The 24,477-nt window shown below is 57.6% G+C and carries 31 protein-coding genes; 10 read left to right on the top strand and 21 right to left on the bottom strand.

The genetic code is table 11. The annotated features are described in order from the left end of the window. Positions 1–377: 377 nt before the first annotated feature. The 16 genes from G6L28_RS03735 to G6L28_RS03660 form a co-directional block, all read right to left on the bottom strand. Positions 378–779, bottom strand: coding sequence for a DUF3168 domain-containing protein (locus tag G6L28_RS03735; RefSeq protein ID WP_174062442.1), 402 nt, complete (start codon positions 777–779; stop codon positions 378–380). Next, positions 776–1,111, bottom strand: a complete 336-nt coding sequence (locus G6L28_RS03730) for a phage head closure protein (RefSeq protein WP_174062441.1) — start codon at positions 1,109–1,111, stop codon at positions 776–778. The genes G6L28_RS03735 and G6L28_RS03730 overlap by 4 nt, the downstream gene beginning before the upstream one ends. A 2-nt stretch (positions 1,112–1,113) precedes the next feature. Next, complete coding sequence (locus G6L28_RS03725) at positions 1,114–1,683, bottom strand: head-tail connector protein (RefSeq protein WP_174062440.1); 570 nt, start codon at positions 1,681–1,683, stop codon at positions 1,114–1,116. Between the two features lie 261 nt (positions 1,684–1,944). Next, positions 1,945–3,192 carry a phage major capsid protein gene (locus G6L28_RS03720; RefSeq protein WP_174062439.1) on the bottom strand — a complete coding sequence of 416 codons (1,248 nt, stop codon included), beginning with the start codon at positions 3,190–3,192 and terminating at the stop codon, positions 1,945–1,947. Between the two features lie 218 nt (positions 3,193–3,410). Continuing rightward, on the bottom strand, positions 3,411–3,983 hold the full coding sequence (locus G6L28_RS03715; RefSeq protein WP_174062438.1) for an HK97 family phage prohead protease: 573 nt from the start codon (positions 3,981–3,983) through the stop codon (positions 3,411–3,413). A gap of 195 nt (positions 3,984–4,178) precedes the next feature. Then, on the bottom strand, positions 4,179–5,108 hold the full coding sequence (locus tag G6L28_RS03710) for a bifunctional helix-turn-helix transcriptional regulator/GNAT family N-acetyltransferase (protein ID WP_174062437.1): 930 nt from the start codon (positions 5,106–5,108) through the stop codon (positions 4,179–4,181). 77 nt (positions 5,109–5,185) lie between these two features. Beyond that, the gene (locus G6L28_RS03705; RefSeq protein WP_174062436.1) at positions 5,186–5,506 is read right to left on the bottom strand and encodes a DUF6107 family protein; all 321 of its coding nucleotides are present in this window, start codon (positions 5,504–5,506) and stop codon (positions 5,186–5,188) included. A gap of 248 nt (positions 5,507–5,754) precedes the next feature. Then, positions 5,755–6,315, bottom strand: coding sequence for a hypothetical protein (locus G6L28_RS03700; protein WP_174062435.1), 561 nt, complete (start codon positions 6,313–6,315; stop codon positions 5,755–5,757). A 14-nt stretch (positions 6,316–6,329) separates the two neighbouring features. Next, complete coding sequence (locus G6L28_RS03695) at positions 6,330–6,647, bottom strand: hypothetical protein (protein ID WP_174062434.1); 318 nt, start codon at positions 6,645–6,647, stop codon at positions 6,330–6,332. Positions 6,648–6,763: 116 nt separating this feature from the next. Further along, a complete protein-coding gene (locus tag G6L28_RS03690; protein WP_174062433.1) occupies positions 6,764–7,927 on the bottom strand; it encodes a phage portal protein in 1,164 nt (387 codons plus the stop codon). Positions 7,928–8,041: 114 nt separating this feature from the next. Next, on the bottom strand, positions 8,042–8,377 hold the full coding sequence (locus tag G6L28_RS03685; protein WP_174062432.1) for a helix-turn-helix domain-containing protein: 336 nt from the start codon (positions 8,375–8,377) through the stop codon (positions 8,042–8,044). Then, complete coding sequence (locus G6L28_RS03680; protein ID WP_337795745.1) at positions 8,374–8,685, bottom strand: type II toxin-antitoxin system RelE/ParE family toxin; 312 nt, start codon at positions 8,683–8,685, stop codon at positions 8,374–8,376. Before G6L28_RS03680 ends, G6L28_RS03685 begins: the two co-directional genes overlap by 4 nt. A 110-nt stretch (positions 8,686–8,795) precedes the next feature. Beyond that, positions 8,796–9,104, bottom strand: coding sequence for a Dabb family protein (locus tag G6L28_RS03675; protein WP_174062431.1), 309 nt, complete (start codon positions 9,102–9,104; stop codon positions 8,796–8,798). A 94-nt stretch (positions 9,105–9,198) separates the two neighbouring features. After that, positions 9,199–9,837, bottom strand: coding sequence for a hypothetical protein (locus G6L28_RS03670; protein WP_174062430.1), 639 nt, complete (start codon positions 9,835–9,837; stop codon positions 9,199–9,201). A 634-nt stretch (positions 9,838–10,471) separates the two neighbouring features. Further along, positions 10,472–11,731 carry a DNA-packaging protein gene (locus G6L28_RS03665; RefSeq protein WP_174062453.1) on the bottom strand — a complete coding sequence of 420 codons (1,260 nt, stop codon included), beginning with the start codon at positions 11,729–11,731 and terminating at the stop codon, positions 10,472–10,474. Between the two features lie 162 nt (positions 11,732–11,893). Next, positions 11,894–12,406: a hypothetical protein gene (locus tag G6L28_RS03660; RefSeq protein WP_174062428.1), complete on the bottom strand. Its 513-nt coding sequence runs from the start codon at positions 12,404–12,406 to the stop codon at positions 11,894–11,896. A gap of 412 nt (positions 12,407–12,818) precedes the next feature. On the opposite strand from G6L28_RS03660, the gene G6L28_RS03655 reads away from it, so the two are divergent. From G6L28_RS03655 to G6L28_RS03645, 3 genes are all read left to right on the top strand, one after another. Beyond that, positions 12,819–14,480, top strand: coding sequence for an alpha/beta hydrolase (locus tag G6L28_RS03655; RefSeq protein WP_425292648.1), 1,662 nt, complete (start codon positions 12,819–12,821; stop codon positions 14,478–14,480). Positions 14,481–14,586: 106 nt separating this feature from the next. Continuing rightward, positions 14,587–14,814: a CopG family ribbon-helix-helix protein gene (locus G6L28_RS03650; RefSeq protein WP_174062451.1), complete on the top strand. Its 228-nt coding sequence runs from the start codon at positions 14,587–14,589 to the stop codon at positions 14,812–14,814. Continuing rightward, positions 14,811–15,125 (top strand): type II toxin-antitoxin system RelE/ParE family toxin, encoded by a 315-nt coding sequence (locus G6L28_RS03645; protein ID WP_174062427.1) that lies wholly within the window; start codon positions 14,811–14,813, stop codon positions 15,123–15,125. The genes G6L28_RS03650 and G6L28_RS03645 overlap by 4 nt, the downstream gene beginning before the upstream one ends. A gap of 4 nt (positions 15,126–15,129) precedes the next feature. Here the strand turns inward: G6L28_RS03645 and G6L28_RS03640 are convergent, their stop codons facing one another. Then, positions 15,130–15,561, bottom strand: coding sequence for an Lrp/AsnC family transcriptional regulator (locus tag G6L28_RS03640; RefSeq protein ID WP_174062426.1), 432 nt, complete (start codon positions 15,559–15,561; stop codon positions 15,130–15,132). A gap of 121 nt (positions 15,562–15,682) precedes the next feature. Between G6L28_RS03640 and G6L28_RS03635 the strand changes: the two genes are divergently transcribed. Further along, positions 15,683–16,783 carry a saccharopine dehydrogenase family protein gene (locus G6L28_RS03635; protein ID WP_174062425.1) on the top strand — a complete coding sequence of 367 codons (1,101 nt, stop codon included), beginning with the start codon at positions 15,683–15,685 and terminating at the stop codon, positions 16,781–16,783. A 297-nt stretch (positions 16,784–17,080) separates the two neighbouring features. Here the strand turns inward: G6L28_RS03635 and G6L28_RS03630 are convergent, their stop codons facing one another. Next, positions 17,081–17,725, bottom strand: coding sequence for a suppressor of fused domain protein (locus G6L28_RS03630; RefSeq protein ID WP_174062424.1), 645 nt, complete (start codon positions 17,723–17,725; stop codon positions 17,081–17,083). Between the two features lie 286 nt (positions 17,726–18,011). Between G6L28_RS03630 and G6L28_RS03625 the strand changes: the two genes are divergently transcribed. From G6L28_RS03625 to G6L28_RS03615, 3 genes are all read left to right on the top strand, one after another. Further along, the gene (locus tag G6L28_RS03625) at positions 18,012–18,434 is read left to right on the top strand and encodes a hypothetical protein (protein WP_174062423.1); all 423 of its coding nucleotides are present in this window, start codon (positions 18,012–18,014) and stop codon (positions 18,432–18,434) included. A gap of 130 nt (positions 18,435–18,564) precedes the next feature. Further along, positions 18,565–19,140 (top strand): YcxB family protein, encoded by a 576-nt coding sequence (locus G6L28_RS03620; protein WP_174062422.1) that lies wholly within the window; start codon positions 18,565–18,567, stop codon positions 19,138–19,140. Positions 19,141–19,221: 81 nt separating this feature from the next. Beyond that, a complete protein-coding gene (locus tag G6L28_RS03615) occupies positions 19,222–20,682 on the top strand; it encodes a protein adenylyltransferase SelO family protein (protein WP_174062450.1) in 1,461 nt (486 codons plus the stop codon). 153 nt (positions 20,683–20,835) lie between these two features. Here G6L28_RS03615 and G6L28_RS03610 read toward each other — a convergent pair whose 3' ends face one another. Beyond that, complete coding sequence (locus tag G6L28_RS03610; RefSeq protein WP_210265771.1) at positions 20,836–21,369, bottom strand: hypothetical protein; 534 nt, start codon at positions 21,367–21,369, stop codon at positions 20,836–20,838. Between the two features lie 135 nt (positions 21,370–21,504). Here G6L28_RS03610 and G6L28_RS03605 point away from each other — a divergent pair, with 135 nt between their 5' ends. The 3 genes from G6L28_RS03605 to G6L28_RS03595 all read left to right on the top strand — a co-directional run bounded on the left by G6L28_RS03605 (position 21,505) and on the right by G6L28_RS03595 (position 23,739). After that, on the top strand, positions 21,505–23,235 hold the full coding sequence (locus G6L28_RS03605) for a GH32 C-terminal domain-containing protein (RefSeq protein ID WP_174062420.1): 1,731 nt from the start codon (positions 21,505–21,507) through the stop codon (positions 23,233–23,235). A 69-nt stretch (positions 23,236–23,304) separates the two neighbouring features. Continuing rightward, entirely contained in the window at positions 23,305–23,475 is a 171-nt protein-coding gene (locus tag G6L28_RS03600) for a hypothetical protein (protein WP_174062419.1), read from the top strand. Positions 23,476–23,487: 12 nt separating this feature from the next. Then, complete coding sequence (locus G6L28_RS03595) at positions 23,488–23,739, top strand: hypothetical protein (RefSeq protein WP_174062418.1); 252 nt, start codon at positions 23,488–23,490, stop codon at positions 23,737–23,739. Positions 23,740–23,764: 25 nt separating this feature from the next. Here G6L28_RS03595 and G6L28_RS03590 read toward each other — a convergent pair whose 3' ends face one another. Then, positions 23,765–24,124 (bottom strand): type II toxin-antitoxin system PemK/MazF family toxin, encoded by a 360-nt coding sequence (locus G6L28_RS03590; protein ID WP_174062417.1) that lies wholly within the window; start codon positions 24,122–24,124, stop codon positions 23,765–23,767. After that, a complete protein-coding gene (locus tag G6L28_RS03585; protein WP_174062416.1) occupies positions 24,124–24,390 on the bottom strand; it encodes an AbrB/MazE/SpoVT family DNA-binding domain-containing protein in 267 nt (88 codons plus the stop codon). Before G6L28_RS03585 ends, G6L28_RS03590 begins: the two co-directional genes overlap by 1 nt. Between the last annotated feature and the right edge of the window lie 87 nt (positions 24,391–24,477).

The following is a 24,477-nucleotide window of genomic DNA, read 5'->3' as shown; positions in this document are numbered from 1 at the left end:
CGCTGGGTGACGCTGAGCACGTGAGCCGAGGGGAGAACTGTGTCCGCAGTCAGCCACATCACCCATCAACCAGCCGACATGAACCAAGAACCGCCCCTCAAGAGAAAGGGCGGCGGGGTAAGGCGCATGCATGTCAGGTGGCTGTGTGGCTCACGTGGTTATGCAACGGTCCCCTTGTGGGAGAGAAAGCGATTTCAACATCTTAGCCCGCTAGGGCTCAAGTGTTAGAAATCGCAAGTGAGGGGTTACGCTACGATGTTAGCGAGAAAACCCCTCTACCCAAAAAAATCTATGACTTAGCTGAAGCTAAGACCATGATTTTTCTTCCTCTCCCACAGGGGGAGAGGTAACCCGGTCGCACCCGTCCCGCACCGCGCCTACTCCGTCACCGCCCGAAACCGCATCTCTGTCACAAACTGCTGCGTCTTCGTCGCGCGCCTGCTGCGCAGGGAGCGATAAAACAGGCTGACCAGCGTCACTCCGCCGCCAAGGACAAGCGGCGCGTCGTCCAGCAGCACCATGATGCGGCTGGCGATTTCCTGAGACTTTTGCCTGCCGCCCTCGTCGCACCACACTTCCAGCGTCAGCATATGCTCCTCGCCCTTTTCGGTCGCGGTGGAGTAATCGCGGCTTTCCACCTCGCCCGGCATCACGCAGGGCAAAACCACGCGCGGCATCAGGCGGTCGATCAGGCCTTGGGGGCCAAGCGCACGGGCGAGAAATGCATCCGCGGCCAGCCGCTCGTGAATTGCGCGCAACAGCGCGTTGGCGGCACTCATCGCCCCTCCTCCTCGCACCTGCAGACGATGAAGCGTCCCGTTTCATCGGGGTCCATCACCAGTCTGATGTTGAAAAGGCGCGCTCCTTTTCGAAAGCGCATACCCGCTGCGATATCGTCACGAAAGCTCAGCCAGACCCGGTGCGTGATCGTCACGCCTTGCGCGGAGGCGCGGTCATAAGCGCTCTGCGTCGTCGGTTCGATTGCCGCCCACAGCGAGCGTTGAAATCGCCACTCCCGCGTAACGCCACCCTGCCCGTCCGGCACATCATCGGGTGCTTCCAGGTCCAGCCGCGCCGTCAGCTGGCCAGGGTCGAGAAAAGTCAGGTTCATGGCTAAAGTCCCACTCGACGAAACGGCCCGATCAACCGCTCGTAGCCCGGCGGCACACCTGCTGGCTGGTCCGTCGGGGCGACTGCACCGCGAAACGCAAACATATGCCCGATGTGGATCAGCATCGCCCGCTTCAGCGTGTCCGGCACATCCGCCCCGCTTTCGCCAAATCCGGCGGTGAAATCCACCTCGATGCCGTTCAGCGGCTGGCCCGGTGCAGGCGGATTTCGCAGCCAAAGCCTTGCAGGCCGCCCGTCGCCATCCAGCAATTTGTCAGTCCCGGTAATATCCTGCGGGTCGCCCGCATCGTCGAAAACCAGAATCGTTTCGATGGCTTGCACCGGTCCCTTCGCAATCAGGATCACGCCGTCACGCGGCCATTCATCCAGATAAAGCCTAAGGGTCTGGCGCATCAGGCACAGCCCCGTCTGCCGTTCCAGATGCTCGCGCGCGGTTACGATCAGCGATGTCAGCAGCGCGTCCTCTTGCGCGCCATCCAGCCGCAAGTGCGCCTTCACATCGGCAAGCGTCAACGCCTCCGCTGCGGGCGGGGTTACTGTTGCGTAGGTCATATGGATTGCTTCCTCGGAAGAGAGATGAATTACGAGGGCGCGGCTGGGCCTATCTCTCCCCCTGTGGGAGAGAAAGCGATTTCAACATCTTAAGCGCAGCTTAAGTGTTAGAAATCGCAAGTGAGGGGTTTTGGCTCAACGCACGCCGCAAACCCCTCACCTAGAAAATCTATGACTTAGCTAAAGCTAAGATCATGATTTTCTGTCCTCTCCCACAAGGGGAGAGGTACCCCAGCCGCACCCTCCGCGGATCAAAAGGCATCAACTCGCCGCAAATTTCACCAGCTTCACCGCCTCGAAGTTCTGCACCCCACCCCCAACGCGCTTCGTCGTATAAAACAGCACATAGGGCTTGGCGGAATATGGGTCGCGCAAGATACGAATGCCCGTGCGGTCCACCACCAGATAACCGGCGCGGAAATCGCCAAAGGCAATTGCCGTACTGTTAGCCACCACATCCGGCATGTCTTCCGCTTCCGCCACAGGGAAGCCCATCAGCAATGCGGCCTGCCCGGCGGACGCCGGTGGCTGCCACAGGTAGTTGCCGGTATTGTCCTTGAAGCGGCGAAGCGCGCTCTGCGTTTTGCGGTTCATCAGGAATGTGCCGTTCTGGCGATGCCCCGCTTTCAGCGAATAGATCGCGTCGATCAGCACGTCATGCGGCCCGCCATTGGCGAAGGCACCCGCAGCCCCGGTCGCCACATAGCCGATCTTGCCCCAGCTCCAGTCCGCATTGGCCACCGCCTCATAGGCCAAAAGCCCCCTCGGCTTGTTCACGCCATCGCCGGAAATGAAGGCAGTGCCTTCCTGTTCGGCAAAGGCCACATCCACTTCCGCCGCGATCCACGCCTCGATGTCCACCGCCGCATCGTCCAGCAGCGCTTGCGTCGCCGCTGGCATGGCGTAAAGCTCCATGGTGGGGAATGTCAGTTCGGAAAGCTGCGGCGTGTTGGTCTGCGGGCGTGCCGCCGTTTCGGAAACCCAGCCCGTTGCCAGCCCGCTCGGCGCAAACGGCTTTTTCAGCACCGCGCCGGAAACCTGCCGCACCGTGGAAAGTGCGCGCATCGGCGAGACCACCGCCATGCGCCTGCCAATGTCGCTGTCGGTCTCGTTCGGCAGCAGATAGCCGCCATCGGCACCCGTACTCCCGGCAAAGGCCTTGGCCTCCAGGTCACGCAGCGCACCCTCGTCACCCCGGCGAATATAGGCCTCGAACGCCGCCTTATGTTCCTCAGTCTCGGCACTCGGCCCACCCCGGCGTCCCAGCGCCGGTCGCGCCCTCTTAAGCGAAAGCTCGTCCATCGTCTTCTTATTGTCGTCCAGCGCCTTGTCGATGCGGTCCAGCTTTTCGCGGGTCAGCACATCTGAGCCCATCTTGCGCTCGATCTCACCCAACCGCTGGTCATTGGTCTCCCGAAACGCCTCGAAAGCCTCCATAAAATCATCAAACGCAGCCGTCACCGTCTCCGGCACGGCCTTGATCTGCGGCGCAACCGTCTGTTCTGTCATGTGGTTTTCCTTTGTTGAATATTGAATTATGTTGACTCGGAGTCAGACATGATCTCCGTCAACCGACTTGAAGACGTGGATGGCTCCATAGCCAAACCAACTGCCGTCATCCTCGGGCTTGACCCGAGGATCCACGCCTCAAGCACCGCCCATGGATCCTCGCCTCAAGGGCGAGGATGACGCCGAACGGGAGGCAAGCACCGGGCAACAAGTCCTGCTCACCGCCCAAAAGCCCCCACCGCCATCACCTTCGCCGCCCGGCGCATCGTGCGCACCAGCTCCGTCTCCCGGTCTCGAAAAAACCGCGCCTGCTTGACGTTGGAAACCCGCGCCGAAGGCAGCATCGGAAAGGTCACGACGGAGATTTCCCAGAGGTCCGCCTCCAGAATCCGCCGCACCCCGCCCCGCGTCGCCTTGCCCGCCCGCACGGTCTGAAAACCGATGGAAAGCCCGTCCAGCGCGCCGGTCTTCATCAGTGAGTGAACCTCCTTCGCCCGCGCCACATCCGGCGCCAGCACACCCTCGACATAAAGCCCGCGCTCATCCTCGCGGACGGTGCGCCAGGCGCCGATTGGCTGGGCAGGGTCATGCTGATAGAGCATCCGAATACCGGCAGCGCCGCGTTCATCGAGCGAACGCTGAAACGCCCCCCGCTCAATCACATCGCGCCCCAGATCCACCTCGCCAAACACACTGGCATAGCCGGAAAACGAACCATCGAAAGCAACGCCGCGCACTTCCAGCGCGGCAAATTTGCGCGTAGCAGGCCGCGGCCCGCGATAAGCGTGCATGAAAATCTCCTGCGATTTGTGAGAGATACAGGTCTGCGGATGCAGTCCGCCGTAAACACGGTAGACGACAATCCAGCAAAAAACAGCCGCCCCGCCCTTCACAAGTTCAATTGCGAAGACGTCTCGGCACGTCCGTCACCGCGATGAATTCACATCGCCGACTTTTCGAAAATGAAACGCTCTAACGCCCTGTCTTCAGCGCATAGCTCTCACGAAACGCTGCTCCAGAACCTCAGCGCCCCATTGGGAACCGGGGCGTTCTTCGGCCAGCACGAAGCCTCGTGTCTCATATAGATGCCGCGCCGCGTCTAGCCCTGAGAAAGTCCAAAGATGCATTTCGGCGAAGCCGTGTGTGTCGACAAACACCAACGCAGCGTCGAGCAGTTTCTTGCCGACCCCGCCGCCCCGAGCCGTATCATCGACGATGAACCATCTCAGATGCGCGATGCCTGCGCCCAGATCTTCGCCATCGATAGCGACGGAACCGGCAATGCGGTCGCCAATCATCGCGGTCCAGATTTCGTTTCCGGGCCTACCCAAACGGTGGGCGAATTCGGCCAGCCCGCCTGCCACCACAGCCTCGAACGCCAAACCGAAGCCCGAACTCCGCGTGTAGTGAAGCGCATGCATTTCAGTGATGCGGGCAAGAATGCCGGTCGAATAACCCGTTTTGATCTCGACGTTGCGCGCCGTAGCCACCCCCGCCAGCGCCGCGCCGTAAAGACGCAAGCCCTCCGCCACCGTCCGCCCCTCTTCAACGGTCAAATTCCGAAGAGCGGCTGTCACCTGACCCCGACCGAAATCATGGATCGCGGCAACCCTGCGCTGGCCAGCCGGTGTCAGCGACAGCATCTTCACGCGGCCATCGCCCTCTCCCGCGTCTTCCAGCACATCACCCGCCTCGATCAGTTTTCGAAGCATCCGGCTCACGCTCGATTTTTCAAGATGCAACACCGCGCCCAGATCACGCGCCGTTATCCCACCCTTTTCGATCTCGATCAGGGCATGAACCGCAGAAGGCGACAAATCAATGCCTGCAAAATCGCCGCCGGTAAAACCAAGCTCGCGCACAAGCAGACGGGACGATGCACGGATCAGATCGATGTTTTGGACGGATGACGGCATGGCAAAGATCCCAAATAAAGTTGCATCATGCAACCATATTCATTTGAACCGCTAGATGTCAACGAAATCAGGGCACCTCACGTCCTCGGCCTTGTCGTATACCTCTCGGCCACCCGCACCATCACCCCCAGCCCCCACCACGCGCACAGGCTTGCAGCGGCGGAACCCGTCAGCATGATATCCTGACTGCTGAGACCATCGGCGATATCCAGCCGCTTCACAATCCACAGCCCCGCCGGTCCGCCAAAGATCATGCCGCAGGCAAGCCCCGTCAAGAACCGGCTCGCCGCCTCGCGGTGCGTCTGCGGCAACAGATAGATCAGCGAAACCCCGGCCCCAGCCACAGCTCCGGTAAAACGAGCAGCCAGAATGCTGCCCTCATTGGCAAATTCAGACATGAGTAATCATTCCGGGTTAGAGTAGAAAAAGTTGCAGGCCGGATGCCTGGGTATCCGCCATACACTTATAAGCGTTACTCAATCGCTATTTCTCGAATCTTTGGAATCAGTTGAGCGGCGTGCTTCACAGACTGATTTCGGGTCTTAAGAAATCACTTCAAGCCTGAGTTTCGACACTCGAAAATAAAAAGCCAGCTCATCGCTGGCTTCATTGAGTTAACAATCGTCTGGTTTTCGAATTAGGATAACTAGGCAGCAGCAAATCCACCGTTGCCATTCTTATTGAAGCTTGCCAGAGCTTTTGACGCTCGCTCAAACATAGAACTAGGGTTTGTCGCACCTTCTCCGGCGTATTCAAGTGCCGTCGCTTCGGAAATTTCAATTCTATCAGCATGCATAAGAGGTAATGCCAATATTATACCCATCAATGCACTGTGCGCGTCCGCAGCGAGCTTTGGGTTTTGAGCATGCAACTTATCCATCGCCTCGGACAGAGGACTGGAAGAACTTGATTTTCCTCTCCTCCGCTTACTCGTAACAAACTCCTCGGTAAATTCCCTACCTAGTTCAGGCGTAGCAAGTGTCTCCAGCATGCAAAGCAAAACTGTTCGAATAACTTCCGGGGTCGCACCGTTCTTTAGAACTCTATCTGCTGCAATCAAAGCGGAATCTGTTTCCTGCTGAGCAAAATCATAGAAACCTATTTTGACTTTCATTGACTTTATGTACGTGGCACCGAACACCGCAAGCCCCGCTGTCGCGCCCACAATGGCAGCTATATACGGGGCATCCACCAAGAAGCCATTCATAGCCATCTCCCTAATTAAGTCTGCGTTCTCTTAGCAGACTGTACAAACTTATCCAGTTTCTGTTTTTCAACTTTTGTTGCATTGGCATCAACTATCTGCCTCGCTTTACGCGAAGGTAGACGTTTGACAGCCTGCTCACGTTCCAAGAGCTGCGTTCGCACGAGTGCAATTCTCATAAAAATATATAGCAATATGAAAACAGCACCACTTAATATTATGTAAATGGGGTCTGCTTTGATTTTTACGAGGGCAAACACCACGATCGCAAATATCGCAACGAATACAAAAGTGTCCTTATCTTGTTTTGACAGATGTTTCCAAAGTGCATTCAATTTTCGATGTCCGCGCTGAAGGATAATGAAGGTGACTTGCTCGTAACTGACGCATTCCATAGCATCAGAAAATTGCAATCAAATAAAAATAACGATAAATTCACAACCTAAATAATTCAATACCCTACCGCCTCCCGCTTCTCCTCATCGCTCAAAAACCCCGCAGCCCCCACGCGCGCCCACAGTGCATCACGTTCCGCCGCCAGCCCCGCAATCCGGTCCAGATCAGCCTCCAGCCGCACATCGCCCTCGAACAGCGGCTCCAGCCAGCCGGAAAGGCTCGCCGCCGTGCGGTTGATCAGCGGAAGAACGGTCAGGCGATAAAACGCCCGGTTCGCTTCCTGATAATTCGCATAGGTGTTGTCGCCGGGAATGCCCAGCAGCATGGGCGGCACGCCGAGCGAGAGCGCGATATCCCGCGCAGCCCCGTTCTTGGCCTCCATGAAATCCATATCGCGGGGCGAGAGCCCCATACTCTTCCAATCGAGCCCGCCCTCCAGCAGCAGCGGACGACCGGCATTCACCGCGCCGGCATAGCCCTCTTCCAGCTCCCGCTTCAGCCGCTCATATTGCTCGATGGAGAGATTGCCGCCCTCCTTGGGCTGATAGACCAGCGCACCGGAAGGCCGGGCGGAATTGTCCAGCAGGCGCTTGTTCCAGTGACTTGCCGCATTGTGCAGATCGAGCGCCGCACCTGCCGATGCCAAGGGCGACAGCCCGTTATGGTCATCCAGCGGATTGAACAGCTTCAGATGCAACAGGCCCAGCCTGTCACGATCCGCCGCAATCCGCCGCGATGCCCTGCCCTCGGCGCGGTAATCGAAAGCTGCAGGCCAGCCATCCGCCCCCTCGACGATGCTGACCCGGTCCGGTCGCAGCAGATGCAACTCCCGCAACCGCCCGCCCACCAGCACCGGCTCGATGAAACCATTGCCGGAAAGCAGCAGATGCCCGTAAAGCGACTCGAAAAAATCCGGCCCGCTCATCTGTTGGTTGGGCCGCTTGAGCAGCCGCAGCAACGCATGGTCGGCAATCTCGTCGTCGCCCTCATAGAGCAGCCAGCTGACGGAAGCCGCAGCCTCCGCCACCATCCGCGCTGCCCGATGCGCCACCGGGTTCCGCATGAACCCTTCCCGCGAAAGCGCCGCATAGCTGCGACCGGACCAATGCGCCCGCCCCGCCTCACTTGCCAGCATCAAAAACCCACCCGCCGCTTTCTCTTCGCGCACAGGTCCACGCTCCACCGGGCGACGCCACGGCAGAGATACAGAAAATCGCATGGGAATTGGTCCTTCAGAAAATGCCGGAAACGACGCTACAACAAGCGCACGTGTCAGCTTCAAGGAGAAAGATTGTCAAAGGGGTTTAGCGCTTAAGGAAAGCACGGGAACGCCCTAAACAGAAACGATATTCTTCACATTGATGTCGGGATCGAAGTCTACACGCCGCGCTTTGCCATCGGCGGTTTTGAGAACCAGTTCTACACCACCACCTATGGCGTGCATGTAACGAACAATGGAAGAAAGCAGAACGTCGTCTGCATTTTCCATTTTTGAAATAGCATTCTGCGTCGTACTTGCTCTGAGCGCAACGTCCTGTTGCGTGGCATTCATGGCTTTTCGAACTTCAGCCAGAGCTTTGCCCAGCCGACGCTCCTCACGCTTGACGTCCAAACGTCGCTGAACATCCTGCGGCAATTCCGCTCTGAAATTTTTCCAGTCGTCGCTCATGTCTTTGCTTCTTTCAGCCAGGCATCGAACCGCTCGTCGGCCTTAGCAATGAGTTGACGGTAAAATCGTGCCTCATTCACACCCTGCTTGTCAGCTCCACACAAAATGATTGCATTCTGCTTGGGGTCGAAGGCGAATACAAACCGCCAGATTTGCTTACCGTATCGTACTCTGATCTCTTTCATATTGGCGTGCCGTGAAGCATTAAGCGTATCGACTTCTGGCCGACCAAGAAATGGCCCGTCTTCTTCAAGATGGTCCAGCACTTCGCCCACAAGCTCTTTCAAACCGATGTCAAACGCTTCCACTCCGATATGAACTCGCGGTGGAAACGAACACTATAAGGCATCCAGCACCCAATATATCTTGAAGGATATAAAACTCAATATAGCTTTTTTGTATATGAGCTTGGCAAACCTCACCCGATCGGCGTTTTCACCGCCTTATCCGCATCGAAATCCGCCGCGATCCGCGTCTCGCGCAGTGGCTTTACGGTTTGCGTCGAAAGGTCATAGGCGGGGTCCGCCTTGTAGGCCGCGAGCGACGCCTCGTCGGCGAACTCACCGTAAACCACGAAATCCACCGAGTTGCCCCACTGGTCTTTTTTCACGTTCTCGCCGATTTCCAGCTTCAGCGCATGAGGAATGCCGGTCAGGCCGGAAAGACCCTTGCGAACGGCATCGCGGTTTGCCTCGGCTACGGTGAAGAAAACGATATGGCGGATCATGGGTGGCACCTGTCATGCGGAGATTAACTTGCGCAACGAGTTATCACCCCGCCGTTGCCGGTTCAATCCGGCTGGCGCATCCTATCGCGCGGTGTCACGCTGTTTTCATGAGATCGACCTCAGAGGCGATCTTCAGCGCGGCAAGAAATGCCTGGGCATGATCGGCAATCAGTCCTGCCCGGTCTCGCCCGTTGATGATGGCGCGCGCGCCCGTCCAGTCTTCCCGCGTCTCGCTAAAGTAGTTCGAAAGACGCCTGCCGGTGAAACTGCCCTTCAGCATCCCCTCGATCAGAATGGTGGCGGATGTTTCCGCTTCCATGGCCCGTTCCGGCCTGGCGACCAGATCGACGCCCGCCAGAAGCGACATCGCCTCGTAATTCCGGCGGTGCGTCAACTGCACCAGCCCGCGCCCCAGCCAGCTTTTCCCCTCACCATCTCGCCGCCAATAGGGCGCTTTGACCTGCCCAAGCCTGCCCGCAGCGAAAGCCCGGTCGAGGATGCGGATCGCCGCCTCGTCGCTTGGCGCCAGCGTTTCACGCACCGGCTGCATCGTCGCCGCCGTTTCATGGTAGGAGGTCGCCAGCATATAGGCCAGATGACGCAGATCGCGTTCCGCTACCCGCTTGAAATAAGTGTCCAGCACAAGCTCGGCGCCCTGCACCTGTCCCTCGCTCATCCGCCCGCCAAACGGCTTTTTACGAACGGCGGAGAAGAATCGCTGTCGATCGATCATCGTTTTGCCTCGCCAATAGAAAATGCTCCGCCTAGCGGCGGATTTCCACAACCGAAACGTTGCGCACTTAAATCGATTTGAAAAAATCCTAATCGATTTTAATTCATGCGAACCGTTTTAAGAGAAAATTTTACCTTGAATGTCGGAACCTTAAGGCTCTTACTCGGTTTCAGCACCCGCATATGGAGCTGCATCAACCCAAGTCAGGAGGAATGCCATGACAGCGACAATCCCCCAGCACACCTATGACCGCCTTGAAAATGAATGGCGGCAGATGCGCGAAGTCGGCGCACAGCCAAAGCCTTCGCAGTCTCCGAAGAAGTGAACGTCGAAACCACGCCATGATGGCGTCAGTTCCGACATGAAAATCGCCCGTGATGCGCCCGCCAGCCATCGCGGGCGTTTTGTTTTGGCGCGAGCTCAGCGGCCTTGTCTCTCCCCTTGTGGGAGAGAAAGCAATTTCAACATCTTAGCCAAAGGCTAAGTGTTACAAATTGCCAGTGAGGGGTGGCGCTGGCGCAAGCGGCAAACCCCTCACCTGAAAAATCTATGACTTAGCTGAAGCTAAGATCATGATTTTTCTTCCTCTCCCACAAGGGTAGAGGTGACCCGACCGCAACCCTAGAAACCAGACTCACATCCCCCGCACCCGAGGCTCCGCCATCGTCTCCATCGCAAGCGCCGTCAGCGCCCACACCAGCGCATCCAGCCGGTCCGGAGACTTGCCGGAAGACAGCCCGTCCGGTCCGAAATCCACCATCTGATCTTCCAGTTTCTCAAAGCGCCCGGCATGGCGCACGCGGCCCTGTTCGTAGAGTGCCGCCACAGGTTCGGCGCGGGTGAATTTGCCCCGGCTGGCCCGCACCATCGTCACCGGCAGATTGGCATCGATGCTTTTCAGCATGGCACTCACCATTTCTCCGCCCTGATTGACTTCCGCCACCACCCGGTCTGCCTCGAAGCGGCGATAGGCGGCCACCACGGCGCGCGCCCATCCGGCAGGTGTTGCGCCTTCAACGGAGCAATCCGAAAGCGCCCACAGCCGTCCATCGATGCCGATACCCGCCACGACTATGCCGCAGCAGGAGCCTTCGCCGCTTCCGGCGGGCGGGTCCACCGCCACGACGATCCGCGCCAAGGCGTCCGGTTTGGGCGCAAATATCGCCTCGATCTCTGCCCGTTTCCACAGCGCGTCATCCCGGTCGGCGATCATTTCGCCGTCCAGTTCCTGCCGACCCAGCCGAGTGCCGCCATAACGTTTCATCATCGCATCGATAAAGCCGGGAGACAGGTTTTGAGCATTGTCGTGGGTGCGCATCCGCACCACACGGCTGGAAGGATCAGCCATCAGCGCCTTCAAAAGCGGTATCGGTCTCGGCGTCGTCGTCACCAGTTGCTGCGGCCAGTCTCCCAGTCGCAGACCAAATTGCAGCATGTCCCAGCATTCCTGGGCATGTTTCCATTTCGCCAGCTCATCGGCCCAGGCATAGTGAAACTGCGGCCCGCGCAGGCTTTCCGGGTCTTCGGAAGAAAACACCTGCGCCATTGCCCCGTTCGGCCACACCACCCTGCGACGCGACGCCTCGAACTCCGGTCGTTTGAACCGCGCAATCCGGCAGATGCCGGAAACGCCGTCGATCATCACTTCGCGGGCATCGCCCAGCGTTTCCGCCACCAGCGCAATGCGCAGGTCGGATCGGTCGCCGCTGGATGCGATACGATGAACCCATTCGGCCCCTGCCCGCGTCTTGCCGGAGCCACGCCCACCGATCAGCAACCAGTTGCGCCACGCCCCTTCCGGTGGCTGCTGCGCAAGGTTGCCGATAATCCGCCAGTCGCGGTTCAGCCGGTGGACATGGTCTCTGAGATGCCGCTCGAATGATGGCGCGATCATGCCCTTGCCGATTTCCAGTCTGCGCATCTCCGGCGCATCGGAACCGATACGCGGCATATCCGCCCGCGCCGCGTCGTTCTGCGCCTTCAGACGGCCTTTCCCTCGCACAAACACCGGCATGGGTAAGGCACGGCGAATGTTTTCAGCTTCGCCCATCACGCGTTACCCTTCGTGCAAACCGGAGAAATCGCTGCTCGCATCCGCGCGGGCCGCCAGTCTCGCATGCAGTTTCTGTTCCACCAGTTCATCGACCCGCCTCTCAAAGAAGGCGACGGCCTCTTCATAGTTCTGTTTGTCCGCTTCGCTCTCTGCTGCAGCCTCGCGGTCTCGCGCCAGCTGGCGTTGCAGCGTATCGATCTTTTCCAGCGTGCGAACGATCAGCGAAACCGCATCCGTTGCCGCCTTCACATCCGCCCGCGCCACCTTGCCCGCCGCCTCATCAGCCGCGTCGGCCAGTGCCGCGCCCGCTCCTTCACGAAGCTCCCGAAAGAAACGGAACTGCTCCCGCATTTCTGCGGTCATCTCGTTCAGCAACCGCCACAGCTCATCCGGCCCGTTTTCGATCCCGGTTTGCTGCAAAGCGGATTTCGTCTCCAGCGCCTCATCCGGCGCGTAGACACTATGCCTCACCCAGTCGCCCAGAAGCGACAGGTCGTGACTGTTTATCGATGTCATGGTTATCCTGCGTGTCCGCAGTCGGCGCCGCAGGCTACCTCTCCCCCTGTGGGAGAGGTAGAAAAATCATGGTCTTAGCTTCAGCTAAGTCATAGATTTTTTTGGGTAGAGGGGTTTTCTCGCTAACGTCGCAGCATTACCCCTCACTTGCGATTTCTAACACTTAAGCAAGCTTAAGATGTTAAAATCGCTTTCTCTCCCACAAGGGGAGAGATAGAGGCTGCCGCACCCAAGCCGCTAAACCACCGCCGCCACCCGCACTTTTCCGACTATGCCATAACCCTATCAAACGACCGTCACGCCGTCAAGGATTATTTTCCTATTCATATCGAAATTTATTCCGCAGCAATATTTCCCCTTTTCTCCGCCTCATACTACACTCCCCCCGAAGCAACGGGGAAAGGAGCATGCATTGAGGTGGATCAGGCGTTTGATCGTACCGCTTTCGAGCATCGGGATTGCGTTCGGCACCGTGCTGTTCTGCGCGTCGCTCACCCCCTCGCTCCTGCCCCGCACCTTTGTCATGCAGGGCGTGTTGTGCGGCTTTTCCTTCGCCATTGGATACCTCATCGGCGTCCTGCTGAAAGAAGTTTATCTCTACCTTGGTCTGCCGCTGCTTTCCCGGCATGACAGGCGTGGCATGCTCTTCGTCGTGTCGCTGGCAGCCATCGTTGCTGCTGTAGGCTTTCTCTGGCAGGCCGCGACATGGCAGAATTCCATTCGCGCGCTGATGGAAATGGACCCGCTGGATAGCGGCCATCCACTCCGAACAGGCGCAATCGCTGTCGTCGTCGCCGCGCTTCTCATCGGCCTCGCCCGGTTTTTCCAGCTCGTCCGCCGCCTGTTTGCGCTGCGCAGCGGCCGCTTTCTTCCACGTCGGCTGGCCAATGTCGTCGGTATTTTTGCGGCTGTGGCGCTGGCGTGGATGCTCGTCAACGGGCTGATTTTCGATATCGGCCTGCGTTTTGCCGATAGTTCGCTGAAGCAGGTGGATAGCCTTATCGAACCGGATGTGCCGCGCCCATCCAACCCCTTGAAAACCGGCAGCGAAGATTCGCTGATGACCTGGGAATCGCTCGGGCGTCGCGGTCGCGAATTCGTCGCCACCGGTCCCAGCCAGTCCGATATTGCAGGCTTTACCGGCAGACAGGCGAAGGAGCCAATCCGCGTTTATGCCGGTCTCAATTCCGCCGAAACGCCTGCCGCCCGCGCCAAGCTTGCGCTGGAGGAGTTGAAGCGCGATGGCGGTTTCGAGCGCAAGACGCTCATCGTCATCGTGCCCACCGGCACCGGCTGGATCGATCCGGAAGCTATTGATACGGTTGAATATTTACACGGCGGAGACATAGCCAGTGTCGCCGTGCAATATTCCTACCTCTCAAGCTGGATTGCGCTTCTGACGGAACCGGACTACGGCGTGGAAACAGCTCGCGCCCTGTTCGAGGAAATCTACGGCTACTGGACGACCCTGCCGAAGGAAACCCGTCCGAAGCTCTATCTCCACGGCCTCAGCCTCGGCGCGCTCAACAGCCAGAAATCCTCGGATCTCTACGACGTGCTGGCCGATCCGTTTCAGGGTGCCTTATGGAGCGGCCCGCCCTTTTCCAGCCCCACATGGCGCATGGCCACCAATGGCCGCGTGCCCGGCACGCCGCAATGGTTGCCGAAATTCCGCGATAGTTCGGTCATCCGCTTTGCCGATCAGTATCAGAACGCCACCATGACGAATGTGCCATGGGGGCCGATGCGCATCGTCTATCTGCAATACGCCAGCGACCCGATCACCTTCTTCGAAACCACCGCCGTCTACCGCCGCCCGCAATGGATGGAGCAGCCCCGGGGCCGCGACGTCTCCTCATCTTTCCGCTGGTTTCCGGTCGTCACCTCGCTGCAACTCCTCCTCGACGTCGCCGCCGCCACCACCGCCCCCATGGGCTACGGCCACGTCTACGCGCCGGAACACTATATCGACGCATGGCTGGAGGTGACACAGCCACAAAGCTGGACTCCCGACGAGATCCAGCGGCTGAAGATGTTCTTCAAGGCGAAGAGGGGCAGCACGGACCCCGCTTGACTATTGCTTCGTCTGTTTGACCAAACACGACAACTCATTTATCTTTGTATTACAAATTGAGGAAAAAATGGTGCAAGATCAGAGAAACCTCTCACAACCCATCACCATGCGGCTGCCGCAGGATATCCTTGCTGAAATCGAGCAGATCGCAAATGCCTGCGACAAGACCCGCAGTTGGGTTTTCGTTCGCGCCTTGAAATCCTACCTCGCTACCGAAGGCAGAGAGATCATCGAACTCGCAAACGCCCGCGAGCAGATTGAGGACGGGCAATGCTTCGATCTTGATGATGTGATTGCCGAGGTCGATGAGATTACGAAGGGTGCAGCTGCGTGAGGGTAGTCGTTTCGCCGCAGGCGCGCGACTATATCAAATCGGAAGCATCCTATCTTCGCAAACGCAGTCCACAAGCCGCCGTTCACTTCCGCGATGATTTGCGGAGACTCCAGAGAAATCTGCAGCAGTTTGCACATATGGGACATGAAACAGAGGAAATGCCTATTCCCGGCATTCGTCGTTTTGTAATGGGTCCATACCTCGTGGATTACGAAATCCACAGTGATTTCATCGCTATACTGACGATACGCCACGGCCAGCAAAGACCGCCATCCATCCCTCTAGATGACGATTTCGACTACGAAGCTTGAAGCTTCACCGCGAAATCCGCGTCGACAAGATCACCGAAGACAGCGTCCGCTCCACCCCGTCCAGTGCGCCGATCCGGTCGATCAGCCTGTCCAGATCGGCGATAGATGGCGCCGCCAGAATGGCGATGAGGTCGAAGGTGCCGCTGACGGAATGCAGGGTCGTGACCTCCTTGATTGCCGCCAGCGCCGCAGTTACCCCTGCCAGCGCCTTTGGCGCGATGGTGATCAGCACATGGGCGCGCACCAGAGCGGAAAGATAGCTTTCCGAAAGCCGCAGGCCATACCCCGCGATCACACCTTCCGCCTCCAGCCGCTCGATACGAGCCTGCACCGTGGTGCGGGAAAGGCCAAGCTTTCGCGCCAGTTCCGCCACCGGCATGCGGGCGTCGTCTCCCAGCAGGGCAAGCAGAGCCCGGTCTTTCTCGGTGATAGTCATTATGCATAATCCTGACGGCAATTCGTCTAATCATAGGCGTAGATATGAGCATTGTGAAGCTACGAATCGATAAGGCAAGACGGCATCATGTTACCTCAACAGGCTTTTTCGAGGGGAATACATGAAACACATCGTGGTCATTGGCGCAGGTAATATCGGTTCGGCAATTGCGTGGATGCTGGCTGGTACGGGGGATTATCGCATCACGGTCGCGGATCGCTCGGTGGACCAGCTCGCCAACGTCATCCCTCATGAACGGGTCGATACCGAAGCCGTGGACATCACCGATCGGCTGGGTTTGCAGGCGCTTCTGAAAGATAAATTCGCAGTCCTCTCCGCGGCTCCCTTCCACCTCACGGCAGGCATAGCGGAAGCGGCTGTCGCGGTTGGCACCCATTATCTCGACCTCACCGAAGACGTGGAATCCACGCGCAAGGTGAAAAAGCTCGCGGAAACGGCGGATATCGCGCTCATTCCGCAATGCGGGCTCGCCCCCGGCTTCATCTCCATCGTCGCTGCCGATCTGGCAAAGCGTTTCGACAAGCTGGACAGCATGCGCATGCGCGTCGGCGCGCTTCCGCAATATCCCTCCAACGCCCTAAATTACAACCTCACCTGGAGCACGGACGGCCTCATCAACGAGTATATCGAGCCCTGCGAGGCCATCGTCGAAGGCCGTTTGACTGCCGTTCCGGCACTGGAAGAACGCGAGGAATTCTCGCTGGATGGCGTCACCTACGAGGCCTTCAACACCTCCGGCGGTCTCGGCACTTTCGCCGCCTCGCTGGAAGGCAAGGTGCGCACCATGAATTACCGCACCATCCGCTACCCCGGCCATGTGGCCATCATGAAGGCGCTGCTCAACGATCTCAACCTTCGCAATCGCCGCGATGTTCTGAAAGACCTGTTCGAAAACGCCCTGCCCGCCACCATGCAGGATGTCGTCATCGTGTTTGTCACCGTCTGCGGCACCCGCAATGGCCGCTTCATGCAGGAAACCTACGCCAACAAGGTCTATGCCGGCCCTGTTTCAGGCCGCATGATGAGCGCCATCCAGCTTACCACGGCATCAGGCATCTGCACGGTGCTGGATCTGCTTGCAGATGGAAAGATGTCGCTGAAAGGCTTCGTAAAACAGGAAGATATCGCGCTCGGCGATTTTCTCGAAAACCGCTTCGGACAGTTTTATGCGCAGAGCGAAAGGCTGGCCAAGGCGGGGTGATGTGGGCATGAGCGTGATTTTGGACACCAGCGGAACAACGGCATGGGGTATGTGAGTGGCGCCGTAGCCAAACCCACTGCCGTCATCCTCGGCCTCGAGCCGATGATCCATTCTTCTCAATGAATTCAACCGGTTATGGACCCTCTGGTCAAGCCCGAGGATGATTTCTAGGGGGCGGCGGAGCCGTCGAGATATCCCTCTTGGGGCATGGTTCAGGAACGCTCGTCAACGTAAACCGGACAGCAGTGGGTTAAGCCCAAGCATGACGTAAGTGGCCTTTACCACCCCTGCCTCACCTCACAAATAAGACCGCCGTCTCGGATCGAAAATCACCGGATATCCCCGCTCGTCCAGCACATCCAGAAACCGGTCCACCCCCTCCTTCTGGATGAAAGCATATTCCGCGTCCGAGATCAGATTGACGGTGAGGATATCGACGCGCTCTCGTCCACTGTCCAGCGCCCTGCTGACCAACTGGTCGGTGCGGATGATCGGCGTCAGCAAAAGGAACGTTCTGAAAGCGCAGCCGGAAAGCGGCAGCGTAGGCATGGGGATGCGGTGTCCAAAGGCCAGAAACCTATTGTCAAGAAACGGAAATTGCGCCAGCCAGCGCAGGTTGGCAATGATTTCCGGTGTCGGTGCGCGCACGTACCACATCAGCTCCGTACGCGGCTTCACGCCTGTGCCGAGAACCTCCTCGGGTATCGTCATGCGCCGGTCGCTCATGCCGTTTGTCAGCAGCACATAGCCCTTTTCTATCGTCCCGTCGGGCGCGAAATCGCGGGCATAGGCCTCAATCACCGTCCCTGCCTCGTCATCTCCCCGAAAAACGAATTCCGGCTCCCCCAACAGGGGCACGTAAAGCGCACGGCGCTCCTTTTCCCGCTTTTGTGGTGTCCCGCTCGGAGCGGCGGAAATCATCTGTTTCAGGCGCGAAAACATCGGAAACATACGTCCTTCAGGCAGAGAGGCGAACGGCCGCGTTAGCAGGTTTCCCGGGGCAGATACCGTAGGACCCTACGACAGATCGCAGCAATGATGAAAACAGTGGTGGGAAAATAACGCTACTCCCTCCTCCAAGAGATACGCGCCTAAAATCACGGAGACCGTGCAAATCAGAAAAGAAACACCTTGGTCACTTGACTAAAAGTTGCATTTATTGGTTTCTCTTTTGACGTATTTTGTCAATCGGATTGTGTGATCCGGACGCGATCTTCAGGGTTTTGTGATGACTGAAACGCAGGATGAAGTTGTTCGGGTGGCCACGGTTTTCACGGCGGCGGAATTTGCAATAACGGTTTCCTATCTGGAAGGAAATGGCATTGTCGTCGTGGCCATGCCGTTCCAGCTCCTGAACAACATGCCACACCTTGCTCAGGCCACGGGCGGCGTTGGCGTTCTGGTTCCGAAAAGGCAGGCACAGGCTGCCATCAACCTTCTGATCGAGGCCGACCGCGGCGAGAAGATGCTGGAAGGCGAGCCACCAGCGCCCGTAAAGCCGAAACGAAAGCCCAGGAAAACTGGCTGGCTGAGCAAGCTATGGGAGTTCCTCTTTTATATTTATTTCGGCGCAGGAGAAGTCGCTCCACCCTACCGCAACGGCCGTGTCATCCACGGGACATGGCAAAAGCTTGATGACGATCCAATCTGAGCGGCAGTCGTACAGTGCTGCTGACGTCGACAAATGTCATCACGGAGATCGCCCGCACTGGTTTAACGGCAATCCCCACACTATTCTTTTGGATGCATAAAATTAAGACCGCACCATCATCAGGAAGGCCATGTGTAAGATAAAATACATTTACGAGAGACGTGATTTCGTGGCGCTTACGCGCGCGCTGATAAAACGTCCTCTTTGGCAAATAGCGCTAAAGCTTTTCTTCGCAAGCCTCATAGCCGGACATATATTCGTTGTCGGATGGTTGGTCGGAGGCACCGACAGACTTCCGCCCGACTACATGTCGTTTTACTTCTACTTCTCTCCACTTTTGTTTGCTCCGCTCTTTTTCGTTCTATTCGGCGATTATATTGCCGGATTGAATGCGGCCCTGATCTTCAAGAGAAACGCTTCCGCCAATAAGGAAATTTCTTTCGAGTTGCTGGAGCATGGCTTTATCGCCAGTTCCGATGATATTCGAAGCGAACTTTCTTGGGCGTCGATTACCAAGGTGATAGAAACCGATCACCACCTGTTTCTCGCCATATCCAGGCGCGAGGCCCTGACGCTGCCCAAGCGCGCGTTCGCCTCCGAAACCGATTTCGCCCGCACCATGGATTTCGTTCGCAATCACGTCAGCCCGCAAACACCAATCGTGAAGCACACGCGTTTTCAAATAATCGATGTGAAAGCGCCGTAAACGACACGCGGGCATCGTCCTGAACGGTTGGCAAATCTGACCGCAAGGCACCATATAGAGGCAAAAGGGAGCCGACCTGTGATCCATTTCGACAATTCCTATGCCCGCCTGCCAGAGCGTTTCATTGCGCCCGTGTTGCCCACACCGGTTAAAGCGCCACAGCTTATCGCGTTCAATCGCCCGCTTGCGGAAGAGTTGGGCCTGAACGTGGAGGATATTGACAATGTGCGGCTGGCAGAAATCTTTTCCGGCAATGCCGTGCCGCAGGGTGCAGAGCCCTTAGCTATGGCCTATGCGGGGCATCAGTTCGGCAATTTCGTGCCGCAACTGGGCGACGGCCGCGCCATTCTTCTTGGCGAAGTCATTGATAAGAATGGGAAACGGCGGGATATCCAGCTGAAGGGCTCCGGTCCCACACGCTTTTCCCGCCGGGGTGATGGACGCGCCGCACTTGGCCCCGTTTTGCGGGAATATATCGTCTCCGAAGCCATGTATGCGCTAGGCATTCCCGCCACGCGGGCGCTGGCCGCCGTCACCACTGGCGAACGGGTGCAGCGTGAGGTGGGCCTTCCGGGCGGCGTTTTCACGCGCGTCGCCGCCAGCCACATCCGCGTCGGCACCTTCCAGTTTTTTGCGGCAAGGGAGGATAATGAGGGCATCAAGGCGCTGGCCGATTACGTCATAGACCGGCATTATCCAGAGGCAAAACAGGCCGAAAATCCCTATTTCGCCATGTTGCAGGGCATTACCCAACGGCAACGGAATCTCATTTGCCGTTGGATGATGGTGGGCTTCATCCACGGCGTGATGAACACGGATAACATGGCCGTTTCCGGCGAAACAATCGATTTCGGCCCCTGCGCCTTTCTCGATGAATACCACCCCAACAAGGTGTTTTCCTCCATCGATGCGCAGGGTCGTTATGCCTATAACAACCAGCCCGGCATCGCCCAATGGAACATCGCCCGGCTGGCGGAATGCCTGTTGCCGCTGCTGGACGAGGATCAGGATAAAGCTGTCGATCTCGCCAACAGCGTCCTTGCGGATTTCGCCAGCGAGTTCCCGAAAAGCTGGCTGTCCGCTATGCGCGGCAAGCTTGGCCTGACCACGGAAGACGCGGGCGACGAGCAGCTTTTACAGGATTTATTGGCGCTGATGCAGCGTTCCGAAGTGGACTTCACCCTGACCTTCCGCAAGCTCTGCGACGCAGCGGAAGGCAATGCGGAAGCCTTTCGTGGCATGTTCATAGACCTTGCCGCCGCCGACGAATGGCTTTCCCGCTGGAACAGCCGCACCGCCCAGGAACCAGCATCCGGCCCGGAACGCGCCAGAACCATGCGCAGCATCAACCCCGCCATCATCCCGCGCAATCACCGCATCGAAGAACTCATCGCGGCGGCTGTCGAGGACAATGATTTCGAACCGTTCCAGGACATGCTGAAGGCCATTGCGCGGCCTTACGAAGAAGACGAAAAGTTCTCCGTCTACATGCAACCGCCGATGAACCACGAGCGGGTTTTCAGGACGTTTTGCGGGACGTGAAGCTGCAGCCTTGACTTGAGAAGGCGCACCACTTATCTATTTATCCAGGCAGGCTGACTTAAAGGTCGCTGTCATGTCAACCATGGCTTCAACGCCTTGGTCTTGTACACCACGGTAATGGACAAATCATCAAGGCCCGGCGAAAGCTGGGCCTTATGTTTTTGGCGTTCTTACATTCTGATAAAGACACATTCGCGCAAAGTAGCTGAGATTCCTTCGTGAGATCGATTTCTGATCGATGACCTTGGGATGGCAGGACAGTATCTCCATCCGCACCGAACGGCCATCCTCATGAGGTACGAGGCAATACACGACGGCCCACTTGCGACCATCCGCGTCCTCTATGAAGACCAGATTGTCCGTGCCTCCGTAACTTTTCGAGACGTGCGTCAGGCTGTTAACGGAAATGCTCTGTCTCACCGCATCCACGAGGGCCTTGGACATTTCGTAACGATCCGCGTCGAATGTCCGCTTGTTACCATTGTGGTCAGAGATATGATGCAGTTGTCCGTGCTTCGTCCTCTCGGTATAAACGTGGTTCGAGAAAACGACAAATACGTCTAGGTCCTTCGAATGCCCGATCCCCTTGCCTGGGATCGCCGCCCAAAACGCGTTCAGGTGCGTCAGATTGTAGACGGTTTCGGCAACAGCAATGGCGGGATGTTCAACGGGAATGCTCACAGGCACGATATAACTTTAATAAAGCTGTATGCCAACGCCAATCATGCAACCCTCATCCAGCTTACATCCTCCAATGAACTTTAACCTGCCATTTTCATTCCTATTCTCGAGCATTGATTTGAAAAGCGAAAGGATATTGGGATGAATGATACTGCTTTGCCCGTAGAGACCGCCGCACAGGATGTCGAAAGCGCAATCCGCACCATTCAGACGGATCTTCCGGTCAATGCCACGTTCCACGTCTGGCTGAAGGCGAAGAAGGCGGAGGAGCCGGGTTCGGTTTCGTTTTCCAATGCCAATGGCAAGTTTGCGGAGGTTTCGACCACCAATATCGAGGAATTCAGCTTTCGCATCTATCAGGTCTTCGGCGGCGGCCGAGTAGAACTGAGCTATGACACGGTAACGACCGCCGTTTCGGTCATCTACTGGTTTACCGCATCGGACGTGCTGGAAACCGGCATCACCGTGGTCCATACCAAGCCCGATAATGCGGCACCCGACCTGCCGGATAGCTACCATTTCCGCCCGCCATTCGGCTGGATGAACGATCCGAACGGCTTCGGGCGTTTCGAGGGCCGCCCGCATCTGTTCTATCAGCATTACTCCCACGGGCTTCGCTGGAACACCATGCATTGGGGCCACGCGGTGTCTTCGGATTACCTGCGTTGGCGGCATCTGCCGATCTTTCTGTTCCCCTCCGAAGACCTGACCACAAGGCCGGACAAGCGCGGTGGCGCTTATTCCGGCTCCACCATTCCGCTGGTGGAAGGCACCGGTATTCGCGTGTTCTTTACAGAGCAGGTGCAGGACCGTGTGCCTGAACAGCAGATCCAGCTCACCGCCACCTCGTCGGACCTCATCATGGCAGGACAGGCCGAAGTTATCCTTGGAAACCGCCCGGATGGGCAGGGCCTGACGCCGGATTTCCGCGATCCTTATGTCGTTCGCGGCCCGGATGGCCTCTGGAAGATGCTGCTGGGCAGCCAGAGCGATGAGGGCGGCGTCATTCTGCTCTATGAAACGCAGGACCCCACAGCTGCTTCCGGCTGGACCTATGTGGGCAAGCTGTGGGTGGAAACGCGCTACAAGACCACTGCCATCGAATGCCCCTGCCTGCTGCCTCTGGATGGCCCGGCCAATGCCCGCTCCACCCGCTGGGTGCTGCTCTATGGCCTGATGCATTCCGAAGATCCGGCGACCGGACGCAAGAACCTCACCATGGCCGATGTCGGCTGGTTCGATGGCAGGAAATTCATCAAGGAATTCGGTCAGGAACTGGATTTCGGTACGGATAACTATGCGTTTCAGGCATTTCAGGATGGCGATACCATCGTGGGTATCGGCTGGCTTGCCAACTGGGCCGATGCCACGCCGGAAATCGATTTCCCCTCCGCCATGAGCATGCCGCGCCGCCTGCATTACTCCCATGGCGCGCTGCTGACGCCGCCCATCGGCGCTGCGGAAAGCCTGCGCCACCGAATCGTGGATCGCACCCGTCTGGCCTCAGGCGAGAAGGTTTCATTGCCAACGGGCGCGGCGGAAATTCTCTTCGAAGTGACGAAGCCGGGCCTGCCCTTTGAGCTGGAACTGGAGCACCCGGATGTGCGGCTGGCCGTGGTGTGCGATGAGACCGGCCTGTGGATCCGCCATGAAGACGGACGCGGCGCGCCCTCGCCCCGCTATTTGTCCGAAGGCGCGCGGCCTTACCGGCTGCGCATCTTCCTCGATTACGGCTCCCTCGAGGTCTTTGCCGACCACGGCCGCTATGTCGGCACGAAGCGGATCGACAGCCTCAAACCCATCCAGTCCGCCCATCTGAAATCCATTGACGGCGCCATTGCGCATGCAACGATGTGGACGCTGAAACAATAAGGTGACGGAGGAACTAATGCTCCGGCCTCTCCGTTTGCTGCACAGAGATGGCAACATATGGAGTGACCGATGACGAAGATTCAGGATGCCGACCCCATCAACTTTCAGACGCAGCCCAATGAAAACAGAGGGCAGAAGCAACGGGTGGGCAAGGGCGTCATACTCGCCACAGCCGGCGTCGGCATTCTGGCCTTCGTCATCTACATGGCAATGATCGTCATCACCACGACGCAGTCTTAAAGGGAGGAAACCATGGTAGACCCGCGCGAACCACTGCTGGAAAGCGAAGACGCACTCGATCAGGCCATCACTGATCTGGATGTCGATGAGTTGCCCGCCAAAGGCGAAATTCCGCAGGAGTTCGAACACGAACTTCAGGAAGAAGACGTCGAGACAGACGACGACCCTTATCAGGAAAGCGATGATGCTCTGCCCGACGACGCGGAAGAACGGGTCATCAATCGCAATCCCTCGCGTGAGGGTGGGACGTTCGACGAGGTGTAGCAGGAAAACTTGAACGGATTGTTTGCTACTCCGGGTCGATCATGCTTACGACCCTCGCAACGATTTCTCCCATCGTTCCATCGTCTAAGGTTTCGATATATCTTGCTTTTTTATTTGAAACGCGACTGACGATATCCAGGCTTCTCACCTGATTACAAAGGGCAACACCTGTGGTCTTGTGGCCTGAAATGTTCACCGCAAGGCCCGCCTTGCGAGTGAACATTCCACCAGTCGTTACCGGCACCACGAGGCACAAGCCAACTGCGTTGATCTCTTTGGGCGTGATGACAATGCAGCGATGCTCATCTTTCATCTCGTTGCCGACCACAGGATTGAGATCGATGAGATACACGTCACCACGTTTGGGCACGTTACTGCGAACCATCAAAGCACTTCATTACCGAAACGAGGGGCATCATCCCATGCCTTGGCATCGGCATTAAGTTCCGCAATTTCGTTAGCGCCCTCAAGAAGCTCAGCAAGCGAATAACGTTTTTTTGTTGCGCGAACAGGGCTGGCTACAAGATTGCCGTTCTCGATGTCCAAAGCAAGTTCCGAGCCTACTTCCGTGCCAAGAAGCTTGAGCAGTGCCGGCGGAATGGTCATAACCGCCGCGCCACCCTGACGTCTGATTTTGGTTGTTACTGTCATTCGATGCTCCAGGATCCCTACAACGCCCCACAGTGCAGAGGTCGGAAAAGACGTCTACTATTTTAAGGCGTTATAAACAACATCATG

Origin of the sequence: Agrobacterium larrymoorei, assembly GCF_013322225.1 — a bacterium.
GTDB classification, from domain to species: Bacteria; Pseudomonadota; Alphaproteobacteria; order Rhizobiales; family Rhizobiaceae; genus Agrobacterium; species Agrobacterium larrymoorei_A.
This window is presented reverse-complemented; position numbering and strand designations above follow the sequence as displayed.